We start from the raw sequence: 25,990 nt of genomic DNA, 5'->3' as shown, positions 1-25,990 counted from the left end.
ATTATCACTTTTTCAATTTAAAAAAGTCTGGTTTTACAGGGATTACTCAGGTTTTTACTTCACAGTAGCCTTCCTATATATTAAGGTGTCACTTTTGAAAATTTATAAAAACAAATTTTTTTATGAAAACCAAGGCCCTAGCCCTGATAGAAGGGAAAATCCTTAGGAGCCGGCGTTCGGCTCATAAGATTGGAATGAGAGCAGGAATAGCTACTAATTTTGATTAGTTACTAACTTTTGAGATTCTTTAATTAATCCCAAATTTCGAAACCGATCCCTCATTTTATAAAATATTTTCATAAAAAAAACCATAACAAACAAATGTTATGGTTTTATAAAAGAGCCGGCGGAGGGACTCGAACCCACGACCTGCTGATTACAAATCAGCTGCTCTAGCCAACTGAGCTACGCTGGCGACTCAATGTATTTATTGTGTAATAGAGTCAAATAAAAAACCACCTAAATAAATAGATGGTTTTTTTAAAGAGCCGGCGGAGGGACTCGAACCCACGACCTGCTGATTACAAATCAGCTGCTCTAGCCAACTGAGCTACGCTGGCGACTCATTACGGGTGCAAATATAAGTCTGTATTTCGTTTTTCCAAAATAAATTCAAACTTTTTTTGCCTTTTTTTTACTGTAAATCGTTGATTTTAGCAATCAATTGATTTGCAGTTTGTTCCAATTCAACATTGATTTGTTTGAAGTGTGCTTTTTTATTTTCAACTTTCTTTTCGTTCACTTTAGTGATCAAAACGTCAAAAGCAGCAATAGCTTCATCGATTAAATTGTTAGTTTCTGTTGTAGGTTTTCCAGTTGTAGAAATTTCGAACAAGTAAACTGCTTCAATAATATCTCCTAAAACGTAGTTGATGTCTTTCTTTAAATTCTTAACGTTTGCCATTTTATTTTTATTTAATTTGCGTCTGCAAAAGTACACATAATCTTTCTATTACCTACTATGAAATGTAAATTTCTAAAATAGAAGCTTTTCCAATTAAAGCAAACCCAAGTATAGCTGCGGGAATTAAAACGGTATCTCCTGTTTTGTAGCTATACTTATTGGAATTGTATTCTATTTCAAATGAACCTTCTATGCACATAAATACAGTAAAGGTATCTCCCTTTTTATTCAACACCTCTTTACCGTCTAATGGTATGAAATTTGTTGTAAAATATGGGCAGTCTACTATAGCATTCGACTTGTTGATTTCTTTTGAATATTCTTTAAAAGTGTTTACCTTATTGTAATTAATTGCTTCAAGCGCTAAATCTACATGCAGTTCTCTGGTATTTCCTTGTGCATCTTTACGATCAAAATCATACAAGCGATAGGTAATATCCGATGTTTGTTGAATTTCGGCAACTACTAACCCAGCTCCTATTGCGTGAACGGTACCTGTTTCCAGAAAAAATACATCTCCAGGATTTACTTTTACATCATCTAGAATTGACACTAAAGTTTTATTTTCAAGATGTTTTACATATTCGTTTGCGTTTGAATTTTCTTTGAATCCTACTATAATTCTAGCATTTTCATCGGCTTGCATAATGTACCACATTTCGGTTTTCCCGAAAGAGTTATGGCGTTTTTTGGCCAATTCATCATTGGGATGCACTTGAATTGACAAATCTTCGCGAGCATCTAAGTATTTAAAAAGCAATGGAAATTGACTCCCAAATCGCTTGTAAACTTCAGTTCCAAGAATTTCGTTTGGAAATTCATTGATCAACTCTGTCAATGGCTTCCCTTTGTAATCGCCGTTTGCAATTATACTTATATCTCCCTCTACGGTGGACAATTCCCAACTTTCACCTGTAATACTGGAAGTAATCGGTTTGTTTAAAATAGTTTTTAATTTTTCACCCCCCCAAATTCTTTCTTTAAGAATGGCATCAAACTGTAATGGATATATTTTTGAGATCATGTTTATTTTTTTTTAAATTTCTACATTTTTAAAATCAAACAGTAATACTATTTTATCAATTTACCTTAATTTTTTTATCGCTTCAAGCGCTTTTGGTATATGGCGTTTGGCCATCATACTATCAAAAGCCATAATAATCATTCCTGTTTTATCTGCAACATAAGTAACTCTACCTGGTAAAATGCCAAACAAGCCTGAAGGCACTCCAAAAAGCTTCCTTATTTTCTTGTCTGTGTCCGACAAAAGTAAAAAAGGCAATTTATATTGTTTTGTAAATTTTTGATGCGAAACAATACTATCGCTACTAATACCAATTACTTCGGCCCCCAAATCTTTAAAATCTTCATATTGATCTCTAAAACTGCAAGCTTGAGCGGTACAACCTGGCGTGTTGTCTTTAGGATAAAAATAAATAACAATAGGTTTATGACCTAATATAGATGCTATTTCAAAATCATTACCATTAGTGTCTTTTGCTGTGAAATTTGGTATTTTATTACCTACTTTAAGTTCCATTACTCTCCTTTATAGGTTACAAAATTGCGAGGTGTTTCATAAAGAACCACTTCCAAATCTAATTCTTTTTTTATTTTTATTCTAATTTTATTCCAAATTACTACTACAATATTCTCAGCGGTAGGATTCAAATCTTGAAATTCTGGAACATCTAGATTCAAATTTTTGTGATCCATTTGATCTTCAACTTCAGATTTTATAATATCTGTTAGGAATTTAACATCCATAACATAACCTGTTTCTTGGTCAATTTCTCCAGTTACACTTACAATCAATTCGTAATTGTGACCGTGAAAATTAGGATTATTACATTTGCCGAAAATAGCATTATTTTGTTCGAAGGTCCAATCTTTTCTATACAATCTATGTGCTGCATTGAAATGGGCTTTTCTGGATATAGTTACTCTCATAATGAAGTTAGAGGTTAGAAATTAGAGGTTAGAAGTTAGCGGTTAGAGTGTTTAAATTTTATGATCTTCCAAGAAATGGTAGAACTCATCAAAGATAATTTTAAACCAAACGGTATAAATTGAAGGATTTAAAAGCATATCATTTTTCACATCTTCTATTTTCATCCATTTCCAATCTTCAACCTCATCTGGATTAATTACTGGGAATTCATTATAATATCCAATCATTACATGATCAAGTTCATGCTCTGTTAACCCATTATCAAAAGGAGCTTTGTAAATAAAATGAAACAACTCTTTCAATTCTGTGCTAAATCCCATTTCTTCAAATAATCTTCGATTACCTGCCTTAATATTTGTTTCTCCTTCTCGTTGATGACTACAACAAGTGTTGGTCCACAATAACGGAGAATGGTATTTTTGATGCGCTCTTTGCTGGAGCATTATTTCATTTTTATCATTTAAAACAAAAACAGAAAAAGCACGATGTAAAACGGCCTTTTCATGTGCTTCTAATTTTGGCATTAAGCCAATTTGCTGATCCAATTCGTTAACTAATATTACTTTTTCTTCTTCCATATAAGATATTGATAAAACAAAAGTACAAAAAAGATATGCTTTCTGATGCCTTTAACATTCTTTTGCTTTTTGTAGAAGGAATTATTCAAATTGCTTTTTGAAACTTATACTATTGAAATTAAAGTTATCCTTTTTTGTATATTTGATTCTGTAAAGCAAGATACAAATTATATGATTCAGATTCGAAAAGCGACTTTAAAAGATCTAACAATCCTCTTGGAATTCGAACAAGGTATTATATCAACCGAACGGCCATATGATACAACTTTGAAAGAAGGAAATATAAACTATTATAACATCGAAAAAATGATATCAGCAAAAGATGTCGAGGTCGTTGTTGCCGTTATTGATGATCAAGTAATTGGCTCAGGATATGCACGAATAGAAGAAGCAAAACCCTATTTGAATCACAAACTTTATGCTTATTTGGGTTTTATGTTTACACATCCAGATCACCGAGGAAAAGGCGTAAATGCTCTGATTATTGAAACACTAAAAAATTGGATTATCGCTCATAATATATTTGAAATGAGATTAGACGTATACAATAATAATACTTCTGCTATAAAAGCTTATGAGAAAATTGGATTCAAAAAACACTTAATCAACATGCGAGTTGGATTATAAAGCAATAAAAAACATGCAAATTATTTGAAGTCATGCTCATATTAAAATGCAACAACTGTTAAAAATTGCATAAATACAAATACAATTGTCAAGTGCCCGACATTTTACTTTCCATTAGGTTAATACTTTTGGAGTATAAAAAATAAATGCTATGAAAACAAGAATATCCTTTTTTGGAATTTTATTACTGCTCCCTCTTTTTGCATTTCAAGCATGTGGACAGAATAAAGAATTCAAAAGTAATACTTCATCCCAAGTTGAAACAAAAATAAGCAAACTTGGAAACCCTTATTACTCTCACACCGATACGAACAAACTAAATTTGGCAGATGCTGAGTGGAAAAAAATTCTACCAGAAGATGTTTACCTCGTTTCCCGTAAAGCAGATACTGAAAGAGCTTTCACAGGTAAATATTGGAACACTGATGTTAAAGGAACTTACTATTGCGCTGCTTGTGGCAACATCCTTTTTCGATCGGGAGCCAAATTTGCTAGTAGTTGTGGTTGGCCTAGTTTTTTTGAACAAGAAAACAAACAAAGTGTAGTTTACAAAAATGATAATTCTATAGGGATGGAAAGAATTGAAGCCCTTTGTGGAAGATGCGGCGGACATCTGGGACACTTGTTTGATGATGGCCCCGCCCCTACTGGCAAAAGATATTGTATGAATTCTATAGCCCTAGACTTTGAACCTGATACTAAATAAAAAACAAAATGAAAACAAAATCAATTATATTAGCTTGCTTTCTTTTTACTGGAACACTTTTTTCTCAAAACAATAATACTATAAAAAAAATGACACAATCTGAATTTGAAACTATAACCCTTGGCGGTGGATGCTACTGGTGTGTAGAAGCTGTTTACGAAAACTTGAAAGGTGTAAAATCTGTTGTTTCTGGGTTTTCAGGAGGCAAAACGATGAATCCGAGTTACGAAGAAGTTTGTTCCGGAAATTCAGGCCATGCCGAAGTAGTTCAGATTACTTTTGACAAAAACGTAACCAATCTGGATGAAATTTTCAAAGTGTTTTTCACCGTACACGACCCAACAACACTAAACAGACAAGGTGGAGACCGAGGAACACAATACCGTTCTGTGATTTTTCACAAAAACGAAGAACAAAAGAAAGAAGCTCAGTCGATTATAGCAGAATTAAAGAAAGCACAGGTCTATGACAGCCCAATTGTAACGACATTGGAACCTTTTACAAAATTTTATAAAGCAGACGATTACCATCAAAATTATTATGCCAATAATAAAAACCAACCCTATTGCCAGATGGTCATTCAGCCCAAATTAGAAAAGTTCGAAAAAGTTTTTAAAGACAAATTGAAAACAAAGAAATAACTATAACTTTGAAAAAGCCGAAATTAATTTTTCGGCTTTTTTTAATTTGCAATAATACTTTCAAAAAACAAACTTTTCAAGAATGAAAACACAGCAGCCTTGTATAAATTCCGAAGATATTCCAAATGATTTAATTTTAATTAAAGAAATACTTTTTGACGGCTACAATTTAATAATGACTCAACCCACATTAGAACTAGAAAGTAAAGATTATGGAGCTTGCAGATTCAAATTAAACGACTTAGAAATTCTATTTCGTAGTTCAAAAATAACACCTACCAAAACTGGTCAATTTGTTACGCTATGGAAAAGAATAGAAAAAGGACCAATTCAACCTTTTGACAGTACTGACTCGTTTGATTTATTTATAATTAGCACTCGAAATAAAACATTATTTGGACTATTTATTTTTCCAATGTCAATTCTGATTGAAAAAGGAATTATAACTCTTCATGGAAAAGAAGGCAAACGCGCCATCCGGGTTTATCCATCCTGGGACCTAACAACTAGCAAACAAGCCCAAAAAACACAGAAATGGCAGATGGATTATTTTCTTCAAGTAAAACAGGATCAAACAATTGATTTGAACCTTGCAAAAGCACTTTTCCTTTTAGAAACGCAAAACAATCCTAAAAAATGAAATATTCTTTTCCCTTTTAAGGTCAATACAACTCTCCATTTTATAATTTAAAATTTAAAAAGCATGAAGAAAACATTTAAATATCAAACTTTTTACTTATCATTTCTATTCCTTTTAGGTTTTAGTTTAACGCAAGCACAAGAAAAAAAAGTAGCTCCAATTTCTCAAGAATTGTATAATGAAATTGCGACTATGGATACTGTTCTTTTTGACGCATTTAATGCAAAAGACATGTCAAAATTCAAACCACTTTTTACCGAAGATCTCGAATGGTATCAAGACAATGGCGGATTGCTTTCTTTCGAAACCGTTTTTACTAATTTTGAGAATATGTTCAAAAACGAGAATAAGCTCACTCGACAATTGGTAAAAGGAAGCCTTGAGGTGCATCCCATAAAAGATTTTGGAGCAATTGAAATTGGCGTTCATCAATTTCGACACATGGAAAATGGAAAAGAAGAAATAGGCACTTTTAAATTTGTAATGATTTGGAAAAAAGTGAACAATCAATGGAAACTATCTAGGGTAATAAGTTATGATCATTAGAAAAGCTTTAATTGAAGATATTAAACAAATTCAAGCAGTACGAAATTCGGTAACAGAAAATACTTTGTCAGACCCTAACTTGGTAACAGACGAAGACTGCAAAGAATTCTTAACAATAAGAGGAAAAGGTTGGGTTTGTGAAATTGACAATGAAATTGTTGGTTTTGCTATTGTAGATTTGAAAGAGAATAATATTTGGGCATTGTTTTTAAATCCTAAATTTGAGAAAAAAGGAATTGGCAAACAGCTTCATGATAACATGCTTGATTGGTATTTTGAGCAAACAAAAAACACACTTTGGCTAGGCACTTCACCAATGACAAGAGCGGAATATTTTTATAGAAAAGCAGGCTGGGCAGAAATTGGCACTCACGGTAAAAACGAAATCAAATTTGAAATGACCCATACTGATTGGGCATCAAAAAAGGAGAATCAATCTTTTATTAACACGTAAAATTTAGTTTTCTTTGCATCCTCAAAAAAATAAAAAATGAAATGAGCATAACTTTAAATTGGTAAGTAGCACCAATTAAGTATGCAAATTACATATGACCGATAAAAAACAATAAAAATCAACATATGAAAGCACTTACCTTCTCCAACTTTGGAGACTCCGATGTTCTTGAATATATAGAATTACCTGCGCCAATTTTAAAAACCGATGAGATTTTGGTTGAAATGAAAGCTATAGGCATCAACTTTGCCGATGTGTACAGACGCAAAGGAAATTACCACCTCAAAGGAAATCCGCCATTTATTGCGGGTTACGAAGGTGCTGGAATTGTAGTGAATGCCAATGGAAATACTGATTTTAAAATTGGGGATAGAGTCGCTTTTGCCGATGTTCCTTTTGCTAATGCCGAGTTCGTTGCCGTTCCCATTGAGCATGTAATTCCGATGCCTGAAAATATTTCTTTTAAAACCGCAGCTACCATTTTATTACAAGGTTTAACAGCACAATATTTGGCAACCGACAGTCACAAAACCCAAAAAGGAGAAACGGTTTTGATTCATGCTTCAGCTGGAGGAGTTGGGCAATTCTTGACACAAATCAGTAAACTTTTGGGCGCTAGAGTTATCGGACTAACATCATCTGCCGAAAAAGCAGCTGTTTCAAAACAAAATGGAGCCGACGCTGTTTTTCTATATTCTGATGATTGGAAAACACAGGTATTCGATTTTTGTCCAAATGGTGTTGATGTTGTTTACGATAGTATTGGCAGTACTTTGACGGATAGCTTTGCAGTCACTAAAGAATGTGGTCAAGTTGTTTTCTTTGGAATGGCCGGTGGTGATCCCGAATTGGTAAACCCAAGAATGTTGATGGATACTTCCAAAACATTAACTGGTGGCGATTTGTGGAGTTATTTAAAATCGAAAGAAGAACGAATTAAAAGAGCACATCAATTATTTGATTGGATTGCCAACGGCAACATTTCGATCGCAATACCAACTATTTTCAAACTATCCGAAGGGAAATTGGCACATGATTATCTGGAAAGTAGAAAAAGCACTGGAAAAATAATCTTGATTCCATAATACGTAGCACTCCATAAAAACTTTAAAAACCTCGATTGACTCGAGGTTTTTTATTTTGAAACGATTAATAAAAAAGCTAATTAAAAATCAAACAATTGTTAAAACTCCAAATTACAATATGTTTTAATGTTAAAAAACCGAAATTATAATTAAATTTGATTTTTACATTTGGCTTTATAAGTCAAAATTCTAATCAAACCCTATAAAATGAAAAAATCAGTTTTAATTTTATTTTTACTTTCCTATCCCGTAATTGCACAATTCCAAAAAGCAACCGCCCCAATAGCCGATAAAAAAGAGCACATTCGAACCATTCACGGAGAGAGCGTCAACGATCCTTATTATTGGATGTATGATTATTTTGGAAAAGGACCTGATAGCATAAAAGCCGTCGATTATCTAAAAGCAGAGAATGCTTATCTAGAAACAGTGATGAGCGATACCCAAAAATTACAGAATGACTTGTTTACAGAAATGAAACTTCGAATAAAAGAAAAAGACGAAAGTGTTCCTTTATACAAAAACGGCTATTTTTATTATACTCGAACAGAAAACGGGAAAGAATATTATAAGTATTGCCGAAAAAAAGGAACTCTAAATGCTAAAGAAGAAGTACTATTAGACGTCGATGAGATGGCGAAAGGACATTCCTACTATGGTGTAACTGGTTTTGAAATAAGTGATGACAATAAATTATTGGCTTTTGGAGTAGATGAAGTCAGCCGAAGACAATATACTATTTACATCAAAAACCTAGAAACTGGAAAAATTCTCAAGGATGCCGTTATTAATACCGAAGGACAAGCGGTATGGGCAAGTGATAACAAAACTTTTTTTTATACTTCAAAAAATCCTGTTACTCTATTGTCCGAAAAAATATTCCGTCACACACTTGATACCGAAAGTAAGAATGATGTAGAAGTCTATCAGGAAAAAGATCCTAGCAATTACATTGGTGTTACAAAAACCAAGAACAACAAATACATTATGATTTATTCGGTTGCCACAATGTCTTCTGAAATCAGAATGATAAAAGCCGAAAATCCAACAGATTCTTTCAATGTTTTTCAACCTCGATTAAAAGATGTGCTTTATGATGTAGCTACTTTAGACAATAAATTTTTAATTCGAACCAATAAAGATGGTGCCAAAAATTTCAAATTAATGGAATGCCCTTTAGACAAAACAGAATCTGCCAATTGGAAAGAAGTTATACCAAATCGTTCTGATGTTTTACTGCAGGGAGTTGAAGAATTTAAAGATTTCATAGTAATCAATGAACGTAAAAATGGTTTAGCAAGTATGAGAGTTCGAAACACAAAGGACGATTCTGAGCATTATATCAATTTCGGTGAGCCAACTTACACTGCAGATTTTGGTCTAAATCCCGAATACAACAGCAAAACCTTCCGTTTTGAATACACTTCATTGACCACTCCAAATTCTACTTTTGATTATAATATGATTTCAAAAGACAAAAAATTGATGAAGGAACAAACCGTTTTGGGTGGTTACAGTTCAAGAGATTATTCAACAGAACGTTTGTATGCAACAGCAAAAGACGGCACTAAAATTCCCATTTCAATTGTTTACAAAAAAGAATTTCAAAAAAACGGAAAAGCACCTTTGTTACTTTATGCTTATGGAAGTTATGGAAACAGTACAGACGCGAGATTTTCAAGTGACCGCTTGAGTTTATTAAATAGAGGTTTTGCATTTGCTATTGCACACATTAGAGGTGGTCAAGAAATGGGTCGGCAATGGTATGAAGATGGTAAACTGATGAAAAAGAAAAACACATTTACTGATTTCATTGATTGTTCTCAATTTTTAATTCAAGAAAAATTCACCAGCAAAGAACATTTGTATGCATTGGGAGGCAGTGCAGGTGGCCTTTTGATGGGAGCTGTTGTAAACTTGGCACCAGAACTTTATAATGGTGTCATTGCCGCAGTTCCGTTTGTTGATGTAGTAAACACTATGCTTGATGAAAGTATTCCGCTTACTACGAATGAATTTGACGAATGGGGGAATCCAAAAAATAAAGATGCTTATTTATACATGAAAAGTTATAGCCCTTATGAAAATGTAGAAAAGAAAAACTACCCAAATATGCTTGTTACAACCGGACTACACGACAGTCAAGTACAATACTTTGAACCATCCAAATGGGTAGCCAAATTAAGAGATATGAAAACCGACAATAACTTGTTGTTACTACACACCAATATGAATTTTGGGCATGGTGGAGCGAGTGGTCGTTTTGATTATTTAAAAGATGTAGCCTTAAATTTTGCTTTTCTTTTAAATTTAGAAGGTGTAACGAAATAATAAAACCAAAAACATAATCTCAAAAAAGGCTATTTCAAATATTGAAGTAGCCTTTTTTAATTCTATTTTTAAACCATTAATTCCCTTTTAACGTTTCAGCAATTTTCAAAGCACATTTTTCGCCATCAATCGCTGCCGAAATAATTCCGCCTGCATAACCAGCACCTTCTCCGCAAGGATACAATCCTTTTATTTGCAAATGCTCATAAGAAACAGCGTCCCTAGGAATACGAACAGGTGAAGAAGTCCTCGATTCTGGCGCATGTAAAATGGCTTCATTTGTTAGATAGCCGCGCATGGATTTTCCGAATTCTGTAAATCCTTCTCTTAATATTTGAGATAAAAATCCAGGAAATACCTGTCCCATTTCTACCGAAGTAGTTCCGGGAACATAAGACGTTTTAGGAATATCTGATGAAACTTTATTTTGAGTAAAATCGACCATGCGCTGTGCGGGTACTTTTTGAGTCTGGCCTGCTAAATGCCATGCTTTTTGCTCGATACTTTTTTGAAATTCCATTCCAGCTAGAGCACCAAAATTTTCAAATGGTTTAAAATCCTCTAGTTTTAATTCAATAACAATTCCAGAATTGGCAGTAGCTTGATCGCGTTTGGATGGTGACCAACCATTCGTTACTACTTCACCAGGGCTAGTGGCACAAGGTGCGATTACACCTCCAGGACACATACAAAACGAGTACATACCGCGACCATTTACTTGTTTTACGATAGAATAAGGGGCAGGTGGCAAATGCTCTCCTCGGTAATCACAACTGTATTGTATACTGTCAATCAATGACTGAGGATGTTCGGCTCTTACACCCAAGGCAAAAGGCTTGGCTTCTATAAAAACTTTTTTTCTGTCTAACAACTCAAAAATATCTCTTGCAGAATGTCCCGTGGCTAGAATTAATTTATTTGCCAAAATGCTATCTCCATTTTGGGTTACAATTCCTTCTATTTCATTATTCTTTATTAAAATATCGGTTACTCGCGTTTCGAATAAGACTTTCCCACCACATTCGATAATTTTTTCTCGAATATCCTGAATGATTTGAGGTAGTTTATTTGTCCCGATATGCGGATGTGCATCTACTAAAATATCACCAGAAGCACCGAAGGCAACTAACAACTCTAATATTCGAGTAACATCTCCACGTTTTTTGGATCTTGTATATAATTTTCCGTCTGAATAGGTTCCTGCTCCACCTTCTCCAAAACAATAATTGGAATCTTCATTGACAATATGATCAACATTGATGGCTTTCAAATCACGACGACGGCCGCGAACGTCTTTCCCCCGTTCGACAACTATTGGTTTTAATCCTAATTCGATCAATTGCAAAGCAGCAAAAAGTCCCGCTGGCCCAGCCCCAACAACAATAACTTCTTGTGCAGTTGATACATTCTTATAATCTGGCAATTCTATTTTATGTTCCTGAAAAGGTTCTCCCTTTAAATAAATCAAAACCTTCAAATTGATTTTGATTGCCTTTTGACGGGCATCAATGGAACGTTTCAAAATAGCAATATGCTGTATCTCATTTGCCGAAATCTTTATCTGTTTGGACAAATAATCTTTCAGTAACGACTCGTTGGAGGCTATCTCGGGAGAAACTTGTAATAGGAGTTCTTGTGGCATGTTTTTATATATTCTGAAATTTTATGGAAAAAGCTTGTAAATATCTTCTCTTTTGGCAAATCTGGTAAGTTCTATAGTTTCTCCATCAAAATAAAATCCCAAACGATATTTTCCAATTCTCATTCTATAAGCTTCGGAATGACCTTTCATTTTTTTTATGTTTGAAAGATTTTGTATACTTTCAGAATTTTCAAGTTCAACAATTGCTTGAATAACATCGTTCTTTAAAGTCAAATCTTTAATTTTTAGCAAGTCTTTAGAAAATAATTTTCCGAATATAACTCTCAAGATCGCAATATTTTCATAATTTCTTCTCTTGAAACAAGTTCTGTCCTATCGGCTTCTTGCATTAACATGAGCATCCCTAAATCCTCTTTATCTTCATCAGATAAATTATTAAATTGACTAGATTGCTTAGTTTTCACGTACGATTGTACTACATTTTCTATCAATCCCTTGACACTTGTCTTTTCAAATATTGAAATTACTTTCAATTTTGTTAAAGTAGTTTCGTCTAAATCTATTAATTTTCTCATCGCAAAATATTTTAAACAAATATATACTATATATATACTATATACAATATTCATGACGCTAAACTTTGTAACTTTACAAATTCAAAACTCAATTTAAAATAATGTCCAGAAAAATAAAACTAATATGGGACTTCCGTGGTCCTCTTTCAGCAAAGACGGCCGAACACCACGAAATTCATTTGAAAGAATATATCGCTATAGAAAAATTGCCCTTGAATATTACAGGTTTTGAAATTCAAGGCGAAATGCAAGCTATCGCTTTTATGGTTGTAATGGAAGAAAATATGATTCAAGTTCGAGATGCATTAAAACCGCATCGAGGGGAGATATTTTAGTAATCAGTGGTCAGTTTTTTTTAGTGGTCAGTCAAATTAATACCTAAATACTGGTCAATAAAAAAGTGTTCAGCATTCAATTCTAAATAAGCAGCCCTATAAAAAAGGGAATAACTGAATACTAAAAAACTGAATACTGAACACTTCCTCCTAATTCGCTACTTCACTAATGAATTTTATTCGCATTAAGCGTAGTTCGTCTAAATCATAATCTCCATCAAATTCTTTAAGAGCATTTTCTATACTATCCGACTCGGATTCCATAAAATACTCATGAATTTCTTCTTGTTGATCATCATCTAGCATTTCGTCAATCCAATATTTGATATTCAGTTTGGTTCCTGAATAAACAATTTGTTCCATTTCTTTGATCAAATCATCCATCTTTAACCCTTTTGCAGAAGCAATATCTGTCAAAGCTAGTTTTCTATCAATATTCTGAATGATATATAATTTATTGATTGAGTTGACACCTGTAGATTTTACAACCAAATCATCTGGACGAATAATGTCATTGTCTGCTACATAACGGTTAATCAATTCAATAAACTCTTTTCCGTATTTTTTTGCTTTTCCTTCCCCAACTCCATGAATATTAATTAATTCATCTTGAGAAATTGGATATTTTAAAGCCATATCTTCAAGAGAAGGTTCTTGAAAAACTACAAATGGAGGAACTCCTAGTTTTTTGGCTACTTTTTTACGCAATTCGCGTAACATTGCCATCAACAATTCATCTGCAATTCCGGTAGATTTTGCAGCTGTTACTATTGCTTCGTCTTCGGATTCATTGTATTCATGATCCTCAGACATCATAAAAGACTGCGGTTTTTTTATAAATGCTAGTCCTTTTTTGGTGATTTTTACAATACCATAGGTTTCTATATCTTTAGACAGCAAACCATCAACAAGGACTTGTCTTAATAATGCCATCCAATATTTCTCATCTTGATTGGAACCTGATCCGAAAAAAGATTGAGAATCAGTTTTATGTGCATTTATCATTGCATTTACTCTACCTATTAATGTAAAGACAATCTCTTTTGACTTGTATATATGTTTGGTATCCCGAACTATTTCAAGTAATTTGACTACTTCGTTTTGAGCTTCAACTTTGGATTTTGGATTTCGAACATTATCATCCATATCAGCTCCATCGCCCGTTTCGCTGTCAAATTCTTCTCCAAAGTAATGGAGTAAAAATTTTCGTCTAGACATGGACGTTTCGGCATAAGCCACTACTTCTTGCAATAAAGCAAATCCAATTTCTTGTTCGGCAACCGGTTTTCCAGATAAAAATTTTTCTAATTTTTCTACATCTTTATAAGAGTAATAAGCTAGGCAATGCCCTTCTCCGCCATCTCGACCTGCTCGACCGGTTTCTTGATAATAACTTTCTAATGATTTTGGAATATCATGATGAATGACAAAACGCACATCTGGTTTGTCAATTCCCATACCAAAAGCAATCGTTGCAACCACTACTTCTACATCTTCCATTAAGAACATGTCCTGGTGTTTGGCCCGTGTTTTGGCATCCAATCCTGCATGATACGGAACGGCACTTATACCGTTTACTTGTAGCACTTCGGCAATAGCTTCGACTTTCTTACGGCTTAAGCAGTATATAATACCCGATTTCCCTTTGTGTTGTTTTATAAAACGAATTATATCCGATTCTATATTTTTGGTTTTGGTACGAACTTCGTAATATAAATTAGGTCTATTAAATGACGCTTTAAAAGTAGTTGCATTGGCCATATCTAGATTTTTCAAGATATCTTCTTGCACTTTAGGCGTTGCAGTAGCGGTAAGACCTATAATAGGTACATCCCCAAGTTGCTTAATAATATGTTTTAGGTTTCGGTATTCAGGTCTAAAATCATGTCCCCACTCAGAAATACAATGTGCTTCGTCAATAGCAACAAAAGAAATGGGCACTGTTTGTAAAAACGTTACATACTCCTCTTTGGTCAAAGATTCTGGAGCCACATAGAGTAGTTTTGTCAATCCAGAAGTAATATCGGCTTTGACTTGATTAATTTCTGTTTTGTTAAGGGAGGAATTTAAGACATGTGCAATTCCATTTTCGGATGAAAGACTCCGAATAGCATCTACTTGATTCTTCATCAAAGCAATTAAGGGCGAAACAACTATAGCCGTTCCTTCTTGAATTAAGGCAGGCAACTGATAACAGAGTGATTTTCCTCCACCTGTAGGCATAATAACAAAAGTATTCTGCTTATTCAACAGGCTTTTTATAACCTGCTCTTGCAGGCCTTTAAATTGGCTAAAGCCAAAATACTTTTTTAATTCTTTGTGTATGTCAATTTCGTTTGAATTCATTCTTTAATATGTGGTATTTTGTATAAATTTGCGGCACATAAAGATACAACTTTCTTTTATACACACAAATTTAAAATTATCTGTTTTGATTACAAAAGAAAATATATTGGCAAACGCCAAGAAAACAATTGAATCGGAAAGCAAATCAATTGCCAAATTAATTGATTTTATCGACGATACTTTTGCGGAAGCAGTACAATGTATCTACAATTCTAAAGGTAGATTAGTTATCACTGGAATAGGAAAAAGCGCTATCATTGCTCAAAAAATGGTTGCATCATTCAATTCTACTGGTACACCATCTCTATTTTTACATGCATCAGAAGCCATACACGGTGATTTGGGAATGATTCAAAATGACGATGTTATTATTTGTATTTCTAAAAGTGGAAATAGTCCAGAAATTAAAGTATTAGTACCGCTTTTGACTCGTTTTGGCAATAAATTAATTGGAATTACAGGAAATATGACTTCTTTTTTGGCCAAGGGTTCTGATTTTGTGCTTAATACAACTGTAGAAACAGAATCTTGTCCTTTAAATTTAGCACCAACTAATAGCACTACTGCTCAATTGGTTATGGGAGATGCCTTGGTGGTATGTTTAATGGAAATGCATGAATTCAAAGCCGAAGATTTTGCCAGATACCATCCAGGAGGCGCTTTAGGTAAAAAATTATTACTTCGTGTAAAAGACATGATGGAACATACTTTAAAACCAGAAGTTGGTCCAGATTCATCTATCAAGAAAGTGATTTTTGAAATCTCGGAAAAAAGACTTGGAGTTACTGCTGTTGTTGAAAACAATAAAGTTATTGGTATAATTACGGATGGTGATATTCGTAGAATGCTAAGTGACAGAGATACTTTTACTGAATTGACAGCAAAAGACATTATGACAAAAAACCCAAAAATGACAAACTCGGATGCTATGGTAATTGATGCTTTCAATATTATGGAAGATTTTTCTATTACCCAATTGGTTGTTGTTGACGATGGCGAGTATAAAGGAGTATTGCATTTGCATGATATATTAAAAGAAGGAATCGTATAATGGCACAGAAAAACCTAGGCGAAATGTCCTTTTTAGATCATCTTGAGGAATTAAGATGGTTATTAGTCCGAAGTACCACAGCTGTAATTATTATGGCATGTATTACCTATTTTATAAGTGATTATTTATTTGACGTCATAATTTTTGGCCCAACAAGACCTTCTTTTTTTACCTATCATTTCTTTTGCGAATTATCGCATCAATTGGGTTTTGCAGAGAGTATTTGCATAACCGAAATGCCATTTATCATTCAAAATACGGAAATGGAAGGTCAAGTTAACATCTTTGTTTGGATGTGCATTTTGGCTGGTTTCATACTAAGTTTTCCTTATATTTTATGGGAAGTTTGGAAATTTATAGGACCTGCCTTGTATGAAAAGGAGAAGAAAAACGCAAGAGTATTTATATTCACTTCCTCCTTACTTTTCTTTTTAGGGGTATTGTTTGGTTATTATGTAGTTATACCGATGTCTGTGAATTTTGTGGCAACTTTTACCGTTAGTGAGGTGGTGAAAAACCAATTTACTTTGGAATCCTATATAGGTATGGTAAAAACGAGTATTTTGGCCAGTGGATTATTTTTTGAGTTGCCAATAATAATTTATTTTCTAACAAAATTAGGATTAGTGACACCAACTTTTTTAAGAAAGTATTGGAAATATGCCGTTGTCATCATCTTAATTGTAGCTGCTATTGTTACTCCACCCGACGTGGTAAGTCAAACAATCGTAGCCATTCCTATGTTGCTTATTTACGAAGTAAGTATCTTGATTTCAAAAATTGTAGTTTATAATAAAAAGAAAGAAAATGTCTGATATCATTCAAGAATTCAACGATTACCGTTCAAAAATGAACGAAAAATTATTGGCCGACAATAATAAAATTGTAAAACGCATTTTCAATTTAGACACCAATGCTTATGCTGCGGGAGCACTAGATGTGAAAACCAAAGAATTGTTAGGATTAGTAGCCTCAGCGGTTTTGCGTTGTGATGATTGCGTAAAATACCACCTGGAAACCAGCTATAAAGAAGGGGTAACCAAGGAAGAAATGATGGAAGCAATGGGGATTGCAACTCTGGTAGGCGGAACAATCGTTGTGCCTCATTTGCGTAGAGCATATGAATTCTGGGAAGCATTGGAAGAAACCAAATAATTGTTGATTCGTTTATTTGTTTAATCGTCAATTGTGCGATTAAACGGTTAAACGTTTAAACATTTCAAACAATTAAACTAAAAACATGAAATTAAGAGCAGAAAATTTAATCAAGACATACAAAGGCCGTTCTGTGGTAAAAGGCATTTCGGTTGAAGTAAACCAAGGTGAAATTGTTGGGCTTTTGGGTCCTAATGGAGCAGGAAAAACCACTTCTTTTTATATGATTGTAGGATTGGTAAAACCAAACTCTGGAAATATATTTCTTGATAATTTGAATATTACTGATTACCCAATGTACAAAAGGGCGCAACAAGGAATTGGTTATTTGGCACAAGAAGCTTCTGTTTTTAGAAAACTAAGTATCGAAGATAATATATTGAGTGTGTTGCAATTGACCAAGCTTTCCAAAGAAGAACAGGTTGCTAAAATGGAAAGTTTAATTGCCGAATTTAGTTTGGAACACATTCGTACCAACCGAGGCGATTTACTTTCGGGTGGAGAACGTCGTCGTACCGAAATTGCGCGTTGTTTGGCTACCGATCCAAAATTTATTTTACTTGATGAGCCTTTTGCGGGTGTTGATCCAGTTGCGGTAGAAGATATTCAAAGAATTGTAGCACAATTAAAAAACAAAAATATCGGAATTCTAATTACTGATCACAACGTACAAGAAACCTTAGCCATTACCGACAAAACCTATTTGATGTTTGAAGGAGGTATTCTAAAAGCGGGTATTCCAGAAGAATTGGTCGAGGACGAAATGGTCCGCCGTGTCTATTTAGGTCAGAATTTTGAATTGAGAAAGAAGAAATTGGAGTTTTAGTTTTACAAATGGAAAAATTGGAAAAACCTAGTAAAGAAACCATAGACAATTGGCACAAAGACCCCAACAATTGGATATTGGGAATATTTTATTACAACAAAACAGACAAACGAATTTTTCCTCCTAAGAAAATTGAAGCAATGGGTATCACCACAAACTTTGCAAACCCAAAATCGATTTTAGCTTTACTGGTTGCTTTGGCTTTTTTTGGAATGGTTATTTTTTTTATTTTGAATAAAAAATGATTTAAAACACTACTCCACAGTAATATACCGTAATTGTTCTAGATCACCATTATATATATTTACATCAACATTGTAATCAATACCTGGAACGCTTGCTTTTTCTGTAAATTGCCAGAAAAGCCAGTCGTCTTGAATTTCTTCTCGATAAAAGTTGTAATTGGCTATCCAAAATAGATAATCACTAAACTCTTCTTTCAAGAAATCATCATAATATTTCTCTCCAGTGTATATAATAGGTCGCACTCCATAATGCAATTCAACAGCTTTCAACCAGCGTTTTAAACCAACTTTTAATCTTTCTAAAGATTGTTCTTTGGGCAGTCTTTCAATATCCAAAACGGGGGGTAAATCTCCCTTTTTCAGTTTAACAGTTTTTATAAAAAGGGCAGCTTGTTCCAGTGAATTTTCGTTTGGACGGTAATAATGATAGGCTCCGCGTATCATTTTGTTTTCTTTGGCACCAAGCCAATTGCGTTTAAATTGATGGTCTAACCTGTCATTTCCAACAGTTGCTCTAATTAAAACAAAACGTAAAGGATATTTTTCTTCTAAAGTATCTACGTAAGACCAACGAATTTTTCCTTGATATTCGGATACATCCAAACCTATTGTTTTTCCTTCATTTTTCTCTAAGACTTTTAAAATTCGAGCTTCGGAAAAAACATTGGACTCCTTGTTAAAGCGTGATTTGAAACCTAAATAATAGGCAAAACTGGAACGGTAATGATAGGCTACTGAAAAAACAGCCAAAAGCAAAAAACCAATTATAAAATAACTAAAAATTTTAGTTGAGAAAATGGAGTTCTTCTTTTTGGACTTTCGGGTATAAGTTGTTTTTGTATACTTTCTTTTCATTCAAAAAAATTACTTTTTTGCCAACTTATTATTTAGTACCGAAAGAAGTACATAGAAAACAATAACTAATGTAACTCCTAAATATTGAAGAAAAACCAGCATTAAAACAGAAATGATTAAGAAAATAATTTGAAGCGCATTGTCTTTGAAATTAAACTTCTTGATTTTTAAAGAAAATAAAGGAATTTCTGCATTCAAAATATAGGCACTAAACAATGCAACCGATAATAAAAACCACTTCTCTGTCAAAATCTCGAGTACGAATAATGAATCAGCAGCATAATACTCTTTGACTAGAGGAAGACTCAATATAAAAAGAGCATTGGCTGGAGTTGGCAATCCTATAAACGAATCGGTTTGACGTGTATCTATATTGAATTTTGCCAAACGCATACAAGACCCTAAAGTAATAATAAATCCTAAAAAGGGAAAGAACTGAAGATAGCCTTCGCTCATTGCAACTGAACTGCTTTGCATCATTTTGAACATTACATATCCCGGCACCACTCCACTTGTTACCATATCGGCTAGAGAATCCAATTGCAATCCCAATGGTCCAGAAACCTTAAACAATCGCGCAAAAAACCCATCAAAAAAATCTAAAAAAATACCGAGGCAAACAAAAAAGAATGCCATTTCAAATTGATCTTTACTCACAAAAACTACTGCTATACAGCCACAGAAAAGATTCAATAATGTAATAGTATTCGGAATGTGTTTTTTGATGTTCATAGTTTTTAAATTGATTTGTAAGCGCTACAAATTTAATACAATATGTCAATGCGATACTCGTTTTCCAAAGAGAATTTAATTCCTTACAATCAAAAATCCATTAATTAATTGAATTGAAGTAGTTACATCGTCAAAAAACTTTATTTTTGGAGAAAATTATAAACGCATCACCCCTACAAACGATTTCTTTTGAAAAAAATACTAATTTTATTTTTCTTTTTCATTGTAAACTTATTACAAAGTCAAACTGTTCGTAAATACTCCAATGAGTTTATGAACATTGGTGTAGATGCTGCCGCTTTGGGAATGTCGAATGCTGTAGTTGCTTATACCAACGATGTCAATTCGTCTTATTGGAATCCCGCGGGATTGATTCATTTGAAAGAAAATCAGATTTCTTTAATGCATTCCAATTATTTTGCGAACATTGCTAAATACGATTATATCGCTTACGGAAGCCCTATTGACGATAGAACTGCTTGGGGAATTTCGTTAATTCGATTTGGGGTTGATGATATATTGAATACTACCGATTTGATTGACAATGAAGGCAATATTGATTACAATAGAATTTCCTTGTTTTCTACGGCAGATTATGGGTTTACTTTTTCGTACGCTGTACAATTACCTGTTGAAGGATTTCAATATGGAGTGAATGCAAAAATAATCAGACGAATCATTGGAGATTTTGCTACTTCTTGGGGATTTGGATTTGATTTTGGATTGCAATTCGAAAAAAATGATTGGCATTATGGATTGATGCTTCGAGACATCACTACTACGTACAACATTTGGAATATCAATGAAGAAGCGTATCAAAAAATAGCCGATGCTATACCAGGAGAAAACCAAGAAGTACCAGAGAGTACGGAGATTACGCTTCCAAAAGCGCAACTGGGAGTGGCCAAAAAATTTCTTTTTCACAATGATTATAGTCTCTTGGTTGCTACTAATATGAATATGCAGTTTACTCAAACCAACGATATAATTTCGAGTTCTTTTGTGAGTATTGACCCTGCTATTGGTTTGGAATTTGGATATACGGATCTTGCTTTTTTGAGAGCAGGAGTTGGGAATTTTCAACAAGTAACGCAATTGGACAATTCTGAAAAAATTGGATTTCAACCCAATATTGGGTTGGGTTTTAAATACAAAGGCATCGCTATTGATTATGCATTGACTGCGCTAGGCAATCAAAGTACGGCATTGTATTCGAATGTTTTTTCGCTAAAAATTGATTTATCTCTTTTTAGTAACTAAATCCAAAAACAACTATCAAGAAAAGGTTAACCATCTAAGAGATATAAGAACCTATAAGTCTGTGTTTTTTTATTCTAGCTTAAATAAACTTAAATGATTCAAATTATTGACTGTTTATTTTAGAATATTGCCAAGAAATTGAAATTAGGGACGTTTTTTGAATGACAGTAATTTAAAACTAAACCTTTGGAGTTATTCTCAACTGTTTTGTTTTGAAGGCATTGGATTTGGTTTTGAAAACAAAATGATGTTGTGTTATGGGATTGCGTGAGGGATAGAGCAAGGCGCCATAGCGCTCGTGAAAGCCCGACCCGATGAGCGAAGGGGGCTTATGGGCGGTTTGCAAAATAGCCCCCTTTGCTCCTTGTGGTCACGCCCAAAAAATCATTCTATTTAAATTGAAAACTGGTGGAGCAAACGAAAAACAAATTGAAAATCTATATTATTTAAATTTTAAACCTATGAAATTGAATCTCTTGAGAAAAATTATTGTTTGTCTTTTTTTATTGAGTACTATTTATAACACCAATGGTCAAAATGTTGTATTGTCAAAAAATGCTCGAATTAGTGTATTGACTTGTGGGACAGGAAATGAATCTTATTCCTTGTTTGGTCATACGGCGATAAGAGTTGAGGATGTTGCCAACAATTTGGATATTGTTTACAATTATGGTGCTTTTGATTTTGGCACTCCAAATTTTGTGTTGAAGTTCACAAAAGGGGATTTGAATTATTTCATTGCCAACGATAGATATGTCGATTTTATCAATCAATACAATTATGAAAAAAGGGAAGTTATTGAACAAGAATTAAATATTTCTGTTGCACATAAACAAGCATTGTTTGATACTTTGGAACAATCGCTACTTTCGGATGAACGCTTGTACCAATACAAGTTTATCGATAATAATTGCACTTCGAAAGTGGTGGACGTAATCAATAACACCTTGAAATCTGAAGTGATTTCGAAAAAAACCGATACTGACAAAACATATAGAACTATTTTGTTTCCTTATTTTGACAATCATTTTTACGAACAATTGGGAACGAGTATTGTTTTTGGAACAAAAGTGGATCAAATGGGGACCAAAATATTTTTACCGTATGAACTTCTTGAAAGTTTGAAGCGCATACAATACCAAAATCAACCTTTAAGCAATGCTCCAAAAACGATTATGACTTTTGAAAAGGAAATACCAAGTTCTTGGTGGAACAATTGCTATACTTATCTTTTATTCTTAGGAATAGTTGTTTTTGTAAACAAGAAAAGTGTTGATTATATTTATTTATTGACTACTGCATTATTGGGTTTACTCTTTGTTTTTTTAGGATTTTATTCTTTACATCATGAACTGGAATACAACTATAACATTTTATTGTTCAATCCATTGCTGCTCTTACTGTTGTATTTTTGGAGCACAAAAAACTCGAAATGGACTTACAAACTTGCCGTTTTAAATATCGTAATGCTGTTTTTGTATTTGATTGTCGTCATTACCAAAGCTCATTTACTTATTGTTTTGCCATTGGTTTTTACTAATTTGGTTGTTTTAATTCGACTAGCAATTAAACACAAAAAGCGTATTCCGATAATTATATAAATGCTTTAACCATTTAAGGCATTTAAGTTGATCTGTGTTTTCTATGAACTTATATGCCTTGTATGGTTAATTTTTTATTTTGGAGCCTATAGAAAATTTTATTGTCCTCTATAGAACAAAACGGTAGAAATGGTTTTGAAAGCGATGCTTAAATCCAGATAAATACTTCGGTGCTTGATATAATACAAATCGTATTGTAGTTTTACCAAGCTATCTTCCAATTTTTCACCGTAGGAGTAATTGACTTGAGCCCAGCCCGTAAGACCCGGCTTAATAATATGCCTTGTTTCATAGAATGGCATGATTTGAGCTATTTCTTTGACAAATACTGGTCGCTCAGGTCTTGGACCAATAATGGCCATTTCTCCTTTAAGAATATTGATAAATTGTGCTATTTCGTCTATTCTGGTTTTCCTCAAAAACTTACCAAACTTTGTCACTCTATTGTCATTTGTTTTAGTAAAAACAGCTCCAGACTTTTCAGCATTTTTTACCATTGTTCGGAATTTTATAATCTTAAAAACAACCCCGTCTTTTCCTACTCTTTTTTGGGTATAAAACAATTTGCCTTTGTTCCAAAAAAAGTTGCTTAAAAAGATAAAAGGAATCAGCCCCAAACCTATTGCAATGCCAATTAGCGAAAAAACAATTTCAAATAATCGAATAAAATAAATATATAATTTATTTTGATTGCTACGACTGAATGGAAAAAATCGATAAAAATCACGAGAAATATACTGTACAGGAATGCGTTGTGTCTTGCTTTCATACACTTGTGTATATTCTCGAACACTTTTTCCTAATTCTAACAAATGAAGCAGCTGTTGGTACAATTCTGGAGTAATTCCATCCGTTTTTTGACAAGCTACTACTATTTCCGAAATTCCATTTTCGGAAACAAATGATGATAAATCGTCTCTTTTTATATGTTTCACATATTGGTATTCAAATTCGGTTTTTGAATAAAAATCGGAATTCACATATCCAATTATTTTATAATGAGGATCTACACTTTCCAATCCTAAAACCAGTTCTTGAACTTGCTCTCTGTCGCATATTAAAATAGCATTTTGAACAAAGCGATGAGATGCCAAAAATCGAACATATATCATTCTCCAAGCGTATAATGCAGTAAAAACAGTCACGTAAAAAACCAATAACTGCCAACGACTTTTTGGCAATTGTGGAGAAAAAAAAGGCGTTAACAAATAAAATATAACCGTACTGGATGTAGTTAAGATTACGCTTCGTAAAACTTGAAAATGACTGCTTGCCACCTGAAGATTGTACATTTCGAAAATTGCACCAAATGCATTGATATAAACAGCCAGTACAATTGTCCAGTAAAAATTGGTGGTCGTAAATTTAAAATAATTAAAATGGAAAATAAAACTACTACAATACAATCCAAGCAACACAAAAACAACATCAAAAACCCGTAAAAGAATTTTACGTTCCGATATTTCGAAGTGCATTTTTTTATTATTCATTGGTTTCAAATTTGGGGGGCTTGCAAGTTACTTATAATAAAATTTTAATTGTTCATTATTTTAAAATAGTTATCCACTTAAGCTTAACACTTTCCCATTCAAATTGCGCAGCTTTATGTCTAGAATTCGAAGCCAGCTTGCCGAATAAAATCGGATTTTCCACCAATTTTCCTATGGCTTCTACCATTTTATCGACATCATTGTCTGGAATTAATACCCCTTCTTTTTGGTCTTCTATTAAATACGGAATTCCGCCAACATTGGTAGAAATTATTGCCAAACCCAAAGCCATGGCTTCAACTATACTCACAGGCATATTGTCAAAGTGAGTTGTATTTATAAAAAAATCGTATTCTTTTGATAATTCAACCCAATCGGATTTGAGTAATTTTCCAGTAAAAAAGACTTCTACATTTAAATCTTTGGCTTTTTGTTTGGCTTTCAACAAACTCCCATCTTTCTCTGGACCCACCATACAAAGTGTTGCTTCTGGATAGTTCTTTTTTAGATTATAAAAAACGTCTATAGCCATTAAAGGATTATAAATTGAAGCAAAAGAACGTACCCATAATAGTTTTGGAGCCGCCTTTTTTCGTTCTAAAAACGGGTAGTTTTGAAGTTCGATTGCGTTTGGAATATAAATTATATTCTCAAAACCCTCAGCATTGAATTGCTCTTTTAAAAAAAGAGAAGGTGAAACGTTATGAAAAGAATGCTTAAAAATCATTTTACAAATTTTCGGATTCTTTTGAAGTCGAAAGGCTAAATTGCCACCATGAAGAATTGGAATGTATTTTAGTTGCAACAATCGACACAATTGAGAAGTGGCAAAAGCATACCAAAAATTGAACGTACTGTAGGTGTCAATTAATACTGCATCAGCTTTTTTATATCGAAATACACTGTACAACATGGCAACTAACCGTAATGCTGGATTTTTTTTGGAGGAACTGTACCATACATTGAACCCTTCTTGCTCCAAAAGTGGACCAAGAGTTTCTATGCTTGTTGGGGTCATTCCATGCTTGGATAATCTATTCCCTATGTACAGTAGGTTTTTCATACGAAGTTAACATTTGCTTTTTAATGGGTCTCGATAGATCTTTTCGTGTGTTCACAATTTATTATGCGTCATAAAGGGACACAGATTGGACAGATTGGCACTGATTCTTTGAGCATAAACTAAAATTAGGATTAACTAATTATTATCTGTGTAAATTTGTATAATCTGCCCCGATAGATTCTGTGTTGATTTCCAATTAAAAAATAATTTTTATTTCAAAAAAGGACCTCGGGTAATCTTTAAGATTATTGTTTTTATTGTTTCATTTATTCTTATAACCCTATGTCTTTTATTTTGGGTTTATTTCACTTGAATCACTTTTATTGTTTAATTTTGTCCTACAAAGGCGGTCAAGAACCAGCCTGTATAGCGTGTTTATGCCGTTTGTGC

29 protein-coding genes and 2 tRNA genes are annotated in these 25,990 nt (G+C 33.4%); 16 read left to right on the top strand and 15 right to left on the bottom strand.

Translation table 11 applies throughout. The features are described from left to right. Positions 1 to 341 precede the first annotated feature (341 nt). From AC8GF4_RS10480 to idi, 7 genes are all read right to left on the bottom strand, one after another. Positions 342 to 415, bottom strand: a tRNA-Thr gene (locus tag AC8GF4_RS10480). A gap of 71 nt (positions 416 to 486) precedes the next feature. Further along, a tRNA-Thr gene (locus AC8GF4_RS10475) sits at positions 487 to 560 on the bottom strand. A gap of 74 nt (positions 561 to 634) precedes the next feature. Beyond that, positions 635 to 904 carry a hypothetical protein gene (locus tag AC8GF4_RS10470; protein WP_506594488.1) on the bottom strand — a complete coding sequence of 90 codons (270 nt, stop codon included), beginning with the start codon at positions 902 to 904 and terminating at the stop codon, positions 635 to 637. A 55-nt stretch (positions 905 to 959) separates the two neighbouring features. After that, positions 960 to 1,928, bottom strand: coding sequence for a type I phosphomannose isomerase catalytic subunit (locus tag AC8GF4_RS10465; RefSeq protein ID WP_506594487.1), 969 nt, complete (start codon positions 1,926 to 1,928; stop codon positions 960 to 962). Between the two features lie 60 nt (positions 1,929 to 1,988). Continuing rightward, the gene (locus AC8GF4_RS10460; RefSeq protein WP_506594486.1) at positions 1,989 to 2,444 is read right to left on the bottom strand and encodes a peroxiredoxin; all 456 of its coding nucleotides are present in this window, start codon (positions 2,442 to 2,444) and stop codon (positions 1,989 to 1,991) included. Further along, positions 2,444 to 2,854: a 6-pyruvoyl trahydropterin synthase family protein gene (locus AC8GF4_RS10455; RefSeq protein ID WP_506594485.1), complete on the bottom strand. Its 411-nt coding sequence runs from the start codon at positions 2,852 to 2,854 to the stop codon at positions 2,444 to 2,446. Before AC8GF4_RS10455 ends, AC8GF4_RS10460 begins: the two co-directional genes overlap by 1 nt. Positions 2,855 to 2,905: 51 nt before the next feature. After that, on the bottom strand, positions 2,906 to 3,433 hold the full coding sequence (gene idi, locus AC8GF4_RS10450) for an isopentenyl-diphosphate Delta-isomerase (protein WP_506594483.1): 528 nt from the start codon (positions 3,431 to 3,433) through the stop codon (positions 2,906 to 2,908). A gap of 171 nt (positions 3,434 to 3,604) precedes the next feature. Here idi and AC8GF4_RS10445 point away from each other — a divergent pair, with 171 nt between their 5' ends. The 8 genes from AC8GF4_RS10445 (at position 3,605) to AC8GF4_RS10410 (ending at position 10,463) form a co-directional block, all read left to right on the top strand. Then, positions 3,605 to 4,060 (top strand): GNAT family N-acetyltransferase, encoded by a 456-nt coding sequence (locus AC8GF4_RS10445; protein ID WP_506594482.1) that lies wholly within the window; start codon positions 3,605 to 3,607, stop codon positions 4,058 to 4,060. Between the two features lie 151 nt (positions 4,061 to 4,211). Next, positions 4,212 to 4,766 (top strand): peptide-methionine (R)-S-oxide reductase MsrB, encoded by a 555-nt coding sequence (msrB, locus tag AC8GF4_RS10440; RefSeq protein WP_506594480.1) that lies wholly within the window; start codon positions 4,212 to 4,214, stop codon positions 4,764 to 4,766. A gap of 8 nt (positions 4,767 to 4,774) precedes the next feature. After that, positions 4,775 to 5,407 carry a peptide-methionine (S)-S-oxide reductase MsrA gene (gene msrA / locus AC8GF4_RS10435; RefSeq protein WP_506594478.1) on the top strand — a complete coding sequence of 211 codons (633 nt, stop codon included), beginning with the start codon at positions 4,775 to 4,777 and terminating at the stop codon, positions 5,405 to 5,407. Between the two features lie 82 nt (positions 5,408 to 5,489). Further along, a complete protein-coding gene (locus AC8GF4_RS10430; RefSeq protein ID WP_506594477.1) occupies positions 5,490 to 6,047 on the top strand; it encodes a MepB family protein in 558 nt (185 codons plus the stop codon). 63 nt (positions 6,048 to 6,110) lie between these two features. Beyond that, a complete protein-coding gene (locus AC8GF4_RS10425) occupies positions 6,111 to 6,593 on the top strand; it encodes a nuclear transport factor 2 family protein (RefSeq protein WP_506594475.1) in 483 nt (160 codons plus the stop codon). Continuing rightward, positions 6,583 to 7,047, top strand: coding sequence for a GNAT family N-acetyltransferase (locus AC8GF4_RS10420; RefSeq protein WP_506594473.1), 465 nt, complete (start codon positions 6,583 to 6,585; stop codon positions 7,045 to 7,047). The genes AC8GF4_RS10425 and AC8GF4_RS10420 overlap by 11 nt, the downstream gene beginning before the upstream one ends. A 125-nt stretch (positions 7,048 to 7,172) precedes the next feature. Further along, on the top strand, positions 7,173 to 8,132 hold the full coding sequence (locus AC8GF4_RS10415; RefSeq protein WP_506594472.1) for a quinone oxidoreductase family protein: 960 nt from the start codon (positions 7,173 to 7,175) through the stop codon (positions 8,130 to 8,132). Between the two features lie 207 nt (positions 8,133 to 8,339). Continuing rightward, entirely contained in the window at positions 8,340 to 10,463 is a 2,124-nt protein-coding gene (locus AC8GF4_RS10410; protein ID WP_506594470.1) for a S9 family peptidase, read from the top strand. 76 nt (positions 10,464 to 10,539) lie between these two features. Here AC8GF4_RS10410 and AC8GF4_RS10405 read toward each other — a convergent pair whose 3' ends face one another. Genes AC8GF4_RS10405 through AC8GF4_RS10395 form a run of 3 tightly spaced genes read right to left on the bottom strand, consistent with a single transcriptional unit; the run spans position 10,540 to position 12,641 of the window. After that, positions 10,540 to 12,105 (bottom strand): NAD(P)/FAD-dependent oxidoreductase, encoded by a 1,566-nt coding sequence (locus AC8GF4_RS10405; protein ID WP_506594468.1) that lies wholly within the window; start codon positions 12,103 to 12,105, stop codon positions 10,540 to 10,542. A gap of 21 nt (positions 12,106 to 12,126) precedes the next feature. Next, a complete protein-coding gene (locus AC8GF4_RS10400) occupies positions 12,127 to 12,393 on the bottom strand; it encodes a type II toxin-antitoxin system RelE family toxin (protein WP_506594466.1) in 267 nt (88 codons plus the stop codon). Next, positions 12,390 to 12,641, bottom strand: a complete 252-nt coding sequence (locus AC8GF4_RS10395; protein WP_506594465.1) for a hypothetical protein — start codon at positions 12,639 to 12,641, stop codon at positions 12,390 to 12,392. Before AC8GF4_RS10395 ends, AC8GF4_RS10400 begins: the two co-directional genes overlap by 4 nt. 101 nt (positions 12,642 to 12,742) lie before the next feature. Here AC8GF4_RS10395 and AC8GF4_RS10390 point away from each other — a divergent pair, with 101 nt between their 5' ends. Then, positions 12,743 to 12,976 (top strand): hypothetical protein, encoded by a 234-nt coding sequence (locus AC8GF4_RS10390; protein WP_506594464.1) that lies wholly within the window; start codon positions 12,743 to 12,745, stop codon positions 12,974 to 12,976. Positions 12,977 to 13,126: 150 nt separating this feature from the next. On the opposite strand, the gene recQ is transcribed toward AC8GF4_RS10390, so the two are convergent. After that, entirely contained in the window at positions 13,127 to 15,322 is a 2,196-nt protein-coding gene (gene recQ, locus AC8GF4_RS10385) for a DNA helicase RecQ (RefSeq protein ID WP_506594463.1), read from the bottom strand. Positions 15,323 to 15,407: 85 nt separating this feature from the next. Between recQ and AC8GF4_RS10380 the strand changes: the two genes are divergently transcribed. From AC8GF4_RS10380 to AC8GF4_RS10360, 5 genes are all read left to right on the top strand, one after another. After that, positions 15,408 to 16,373 (top strand): KpsF/GutQ family sugar-phosphate isomerase, encoded by a 966-nt coding sequence (locus tag AC8GF4_RS10380; protein ID WP_506594462.1) that lies wholly within the window; start codon positions 15,408 to 15,410, stop codon positions 16,371 to 16,373. Beyond that, complete coding sequence (gene tatC / locus AC8GF4_RS10375) at positions 16,373 to 17,188, top strand: twin-arginine translocase subunit TatC (RefSeq protein ID WP_506594461.1); 816 nt, start codon at positions 16,373 to 16,375, stop codon at positions 17,186 to 17,188. Before AC8GF4_RS10380 ends, tatC begins: the two co-directional genes overlap by 1 nt. Then, positions 17,181 to 17,528: a carboxymuconolactone decarboxylase family protein gene (locus AC8GF4_RS10370; RefSeq protein ID WP_506594459.1), complete on the top strand. Its 348-nt coding sequence runs from the start codon at positions 17,181 to 17,183 to the stop codon at positions 17,526 to 17,528. The genes tatC and AC8GF4_RS10370 overlap by 8 nt, the downstream gene beginning before the upstream one ends. An 85-nt stretch (positions 17,529 to 17,613) precedes the next feature. Beyond that, positions 17,614 to 18,354, top strand: coding sequence for an LPS export ABC transporter ATP-binding protein (gene lptB / locus AC8GF4_RS10365; RefSeq protein ID WP_506594458.1), 741 nt, complete (start codon positions 17,614 to 17,616; stop codon positions 18,352 to 18,354). An 8-nt stretch (positions 18,355 to 18,362) separates the two neighbouring features. Beyond that, a complete protein-coding gene (locus tag AC8GF4_RS10360; RefSeq protein WP_506594456.1) occupies positions 18,363 to 18,599 on the top strand; it encodes a DUF5808 domain-containing protein in 237 nt (78 codons plus the stop codon). Positions 18,600 to 18,608: 9 nt separating this feature from the next. On the opposite strand, the gene AC8GF4_RS10355 is transcribed toward AC8GF4_RS10360, so the two are convergent. Together AC8GF4_RS10355 and AC8GF4_RS10350 are read right to left on the bottom strand one after the other, a co-directional pair. Then, entirely contained in the window at positions 18,609 to 19,454 is an 846-nt protein-coding gene (locus AC8GF4_RS10355) for a glycoside hydrolase family 25 protein (RefSeq protein WP_506594455.1), read from the bottom strand. Between the two features lie 9 nt (positions 19,455 to 19,463). Continuing rightward, positions 19,464 to 20,186: a CDP-alcohol phosphatidyltransferase family protein gene (locus tag AC8GF4_RS10350; protein WP_506594454.1), complete on the bottom strand. Its 723-nt coding sequence runs from the start codon at positions 20,184 to 20,186 to the stop codon at positions 19,464 to 19,466. Positions 20,187 to 20,375: 189 nt separating this feature from the next. Between AC8GF4_RS10350 and AC8GF4_RS10345 the strand changes: the two genes are divergently transcribed. Both AC8GF4_RS10345 and AC8GF4_RS10340 read left to right on the top strand, forming a co-directional pair. Then, positions 20,376 to 21,446, top strand: a complete 1,071-nt coding sequence (locus AC8GF4_RS10345) for a putative type IX sorting system protein PorV2 (protein ID WP_506594453.1) — start codon at positions 20,376 to 20,378, stop codon at positions 21,444 to 21,446. Positions 21,447 to 21,907: 461 nt separating this feature from the next. Beyond that, a complete protein-coding gene (locus tag AC8GF4_RS10340) occupies positions 21,908 to 23,047 on the top strand; it encodes a lipoprotein N-acyltransferase Lnb domain-containing protein (RefSeq protein ID WP_506594452.1) in 1,140 nt (379 codons plus the stop codon). A gap of 98 nt (positions 23,048 to 23,145) precedes the next feature. Here the strand turns inward: AC8GF4_RS10340 and AC8GF4_RS10335 are convergent, their stop codons facing one another. Further along, entirely contained in the window at positions 23,146 to 24,537 is a 1,392-nt protein-coding gene (locus AC8GF4_RS10335; protein ID WP_506594451.1) for a sugar transferase, read from the bottom strand. A gap of 55 nt (positions 24,538 to 24,592) precedes the next feature. After that, complete coding sequence (locus tag AC8GF4_RS10330) at positions 24,593 to 25,600, bottom strand: glycosyltransferase family 4 protein (protein ID WP_506594450.1); 1,008 nt, start codon at positions 25,598 to 25,600, stop codon at positions 24,593 to 24,595. Positions 25,601 to 25,990: the final 390 nt, after the last annotated feature.

Origin of the sequence: Flavobacterium rarum (SeqCode) (assembly GCF_965234445.1) — a bacterium.
Classification (GTDB): domain Bacteria; phylum Bacteroidota; class Bacteroidia; order Flavobacteriales; family Flavobacteriaceae; genus Flavobacterium; species Flavobacterium rarum.
This window is presented reverse-complemented; position numbering and strand designations above follow the sequence as displayed.

What these genes read in the sequence shown, in the direction of transcription:
- msrA (WP_506594478.1), top strand. Translation starts at nt 4,775, where the DNA reads ATGAAAACAAAATCAATTATATTAGCTTGCTTTCTTTTTACTGGAACA.
- AC8GF4_RS10340 (WP_506594452.1), top strand. Translation starts at nt 21,908, where the DNA reads ATGAAATTGAATCTCTTGAGAAAAATTATTGTTTGTCTTTTTTTATTG.
- AC8GF4_RS10470 (WP_506594488.1), bottom strand. Translation starts at nt 904, where the DNA reads ATGGCAAACGTTAAGAATTTAAAGAAAGACATCAACTACGTTTTAGGA.
- AC8GF4_RS10460 (WP_506594486.1), bottom strand. Translation starts at nt 2,444, where the DNA reads ATGGAACTTAAAGTAGGTAATAAAATACCAAATTTCACAGCAAAAGAC.
- msrB (WP_506594480.1), top strand. Translation starts at nt 4,212, where the DNA reads ATGAAAACAAGAATATCCTTTTTTGGAATTTTATTACTGCTCCCTCTT.
- AC8GF4_RS10370 (WP_506594459.1), top strand. Translation starts at nt 17,181, where the DNA reads ATGTCTGATATCATTCAAGAATTCAACGATTACCGTTCAAAAATGAAC.
- idi (WP_506594483.1), bottom strand. Translation starts at nt 3,433, where the DNA reads ATGGAAGAAGAAAAAGTAATATTAGTTAACGAATTGGATCAGCAAATT.
- tatC (WP_506594461.1), top strand. Translation starts at nt 16,373, where the DNA reads ATGGCACAGAAAAACCTAGGCGAAATGTCCTTTTTAGATCATCTTGAG.
- recQ (WP_506594463.1), bottom strand. Translation starts at nt 15,322, where the DNA reads ATGAATTCAAACGAAATTGACATACACAAAGAATTAAAAAAGTATTTT.
- AC8GF4_RS10465 (WP_506594487.1), bottom strand. Translation starts at nt 1,928, where the DNA reads ATGATCTCAAAAATATATCCATTACAGTTTGATGCCATTCTTAAAGAA.
- AC8GF4_RS10420 (WP_506594473.1), top strand. Translation starts at nt 6,583, where the DNA reads ATGATCATTAGAAAAGCTTTAATTGAAGATATTAAACAAATTCAAGCA.
- AC8GF4_RS10410 (WP_506594470.1), top strand. Translation starts at nt 8,340, where the DNA reads ATGAAAAAATCAGTTTTAATTTTATTTTTACTTTCCTATCCCGTAATT.
- AC8GF4_RS10360 (WP_506594456.1), top strand. Translation starts at nt 18,363, where the DNA reads ATGGAAAAATTGGAAAAACCTAGTAAAGAAACCATAGACAATTGGCAC.
- AC8GF4_RS10330 (WP_506594450.1), bottom strand. Translation starts at nt 25,600, where the DNA reads ATGAAAAACCTACTGTACATAGGGAATAGATTATCCAAGCATGGAATG.
- AC8GF4_RS10335 (WP_506594451.1), bottom strand. Translation starts at nt 24,537, where the DNA reads ATGAATAATAAAAAAATGCACTTCGAAATATCGGAACGTAAAATTCTT.
- AC8GF4_RS10415 (WP_506594472.1), top strand. Translation starts at nt 7,173, where the DNA reads ATGAAAGCACTTACCTTCTCCAACTTTGGAGACTCCGATGTTCTTGAA.
- AC8GF4_RS10445 (WP_506594482.1), top strand. Translation starts at nt 3,605, where the DNA reads ATGATTCAGATTCGAAAAGCGACTTTAAAAGATCTAACAATCCTCTTG.
- lptB (WP_506594458.1), top strand. Translation starts at nt 17,614, where the DNA reads ATGAAATTAAGAGCAGAAAATTTAATCAAGACATACAAAGGCCGTTCT.
- AC8GF4_RS10425 (WP_506594475.1), top strand. Translation starts at nt 6,111, where the DNA reads ATGAAGAAAACATTTAAATATCAAACTTTTTACTTATCATTTCTATTC.
- AC8GF4_RS10355 (WP_506594455.1), bottom strand. Translation starts at nt 19,454, where the DNA reads ATGAAAAGAAAGTATACAAAAACAACTTATACCCGAAAGTCCAAAAAG.
- AC8GF4_RS10430 (WP_506594477.1), top strand. Translation starts at nt 5,490, where the DNA reads ATGAAAACACAGCAGCCTTGTATAAATTCCGAAGATATTCCAAATGAT.
- AC8GF4_RS10405 (WP_506594468.1), bottom strand. Translation starts at nt 12,105, where the DNA reads ATGCCACAAGAACTCCTATTACAAGTTTCTCCCGAGATAGCCTCCAAC.
- AC8GF4_RS10390 (WP_506594464.1), top strand. Translation starts at nt 12,743, where the DNA reads ATGTCCAGAAAAATAAAACTAATATGGGACTTCCGTGGTCCTCTTTCA.
- AC8GF4_RS10395 (WP_506594465.1), bottom strand. Translation starts at nt 12,641, where the DNA reads ATGAGAAAATTAATAGATTTAGACGAAACTACTTTAACAAAATTGAAA.
- AC8GF4_RS10455 (WP_506594485.1), bottom strand. Translation starts at nt 2,854, where the DNA reads ATGAGAGTAACTATATCCAGAAAAGCCCATTTCAATGCAGCACATAGA.
- AC8GF4_RS10350 (WP_506594454.1), bottom strand. Translation starts at nt 20,186, where the DNA reads ATGAACATCAAAAAACACATTCCGAATACTATTACATTATTGAATCTT.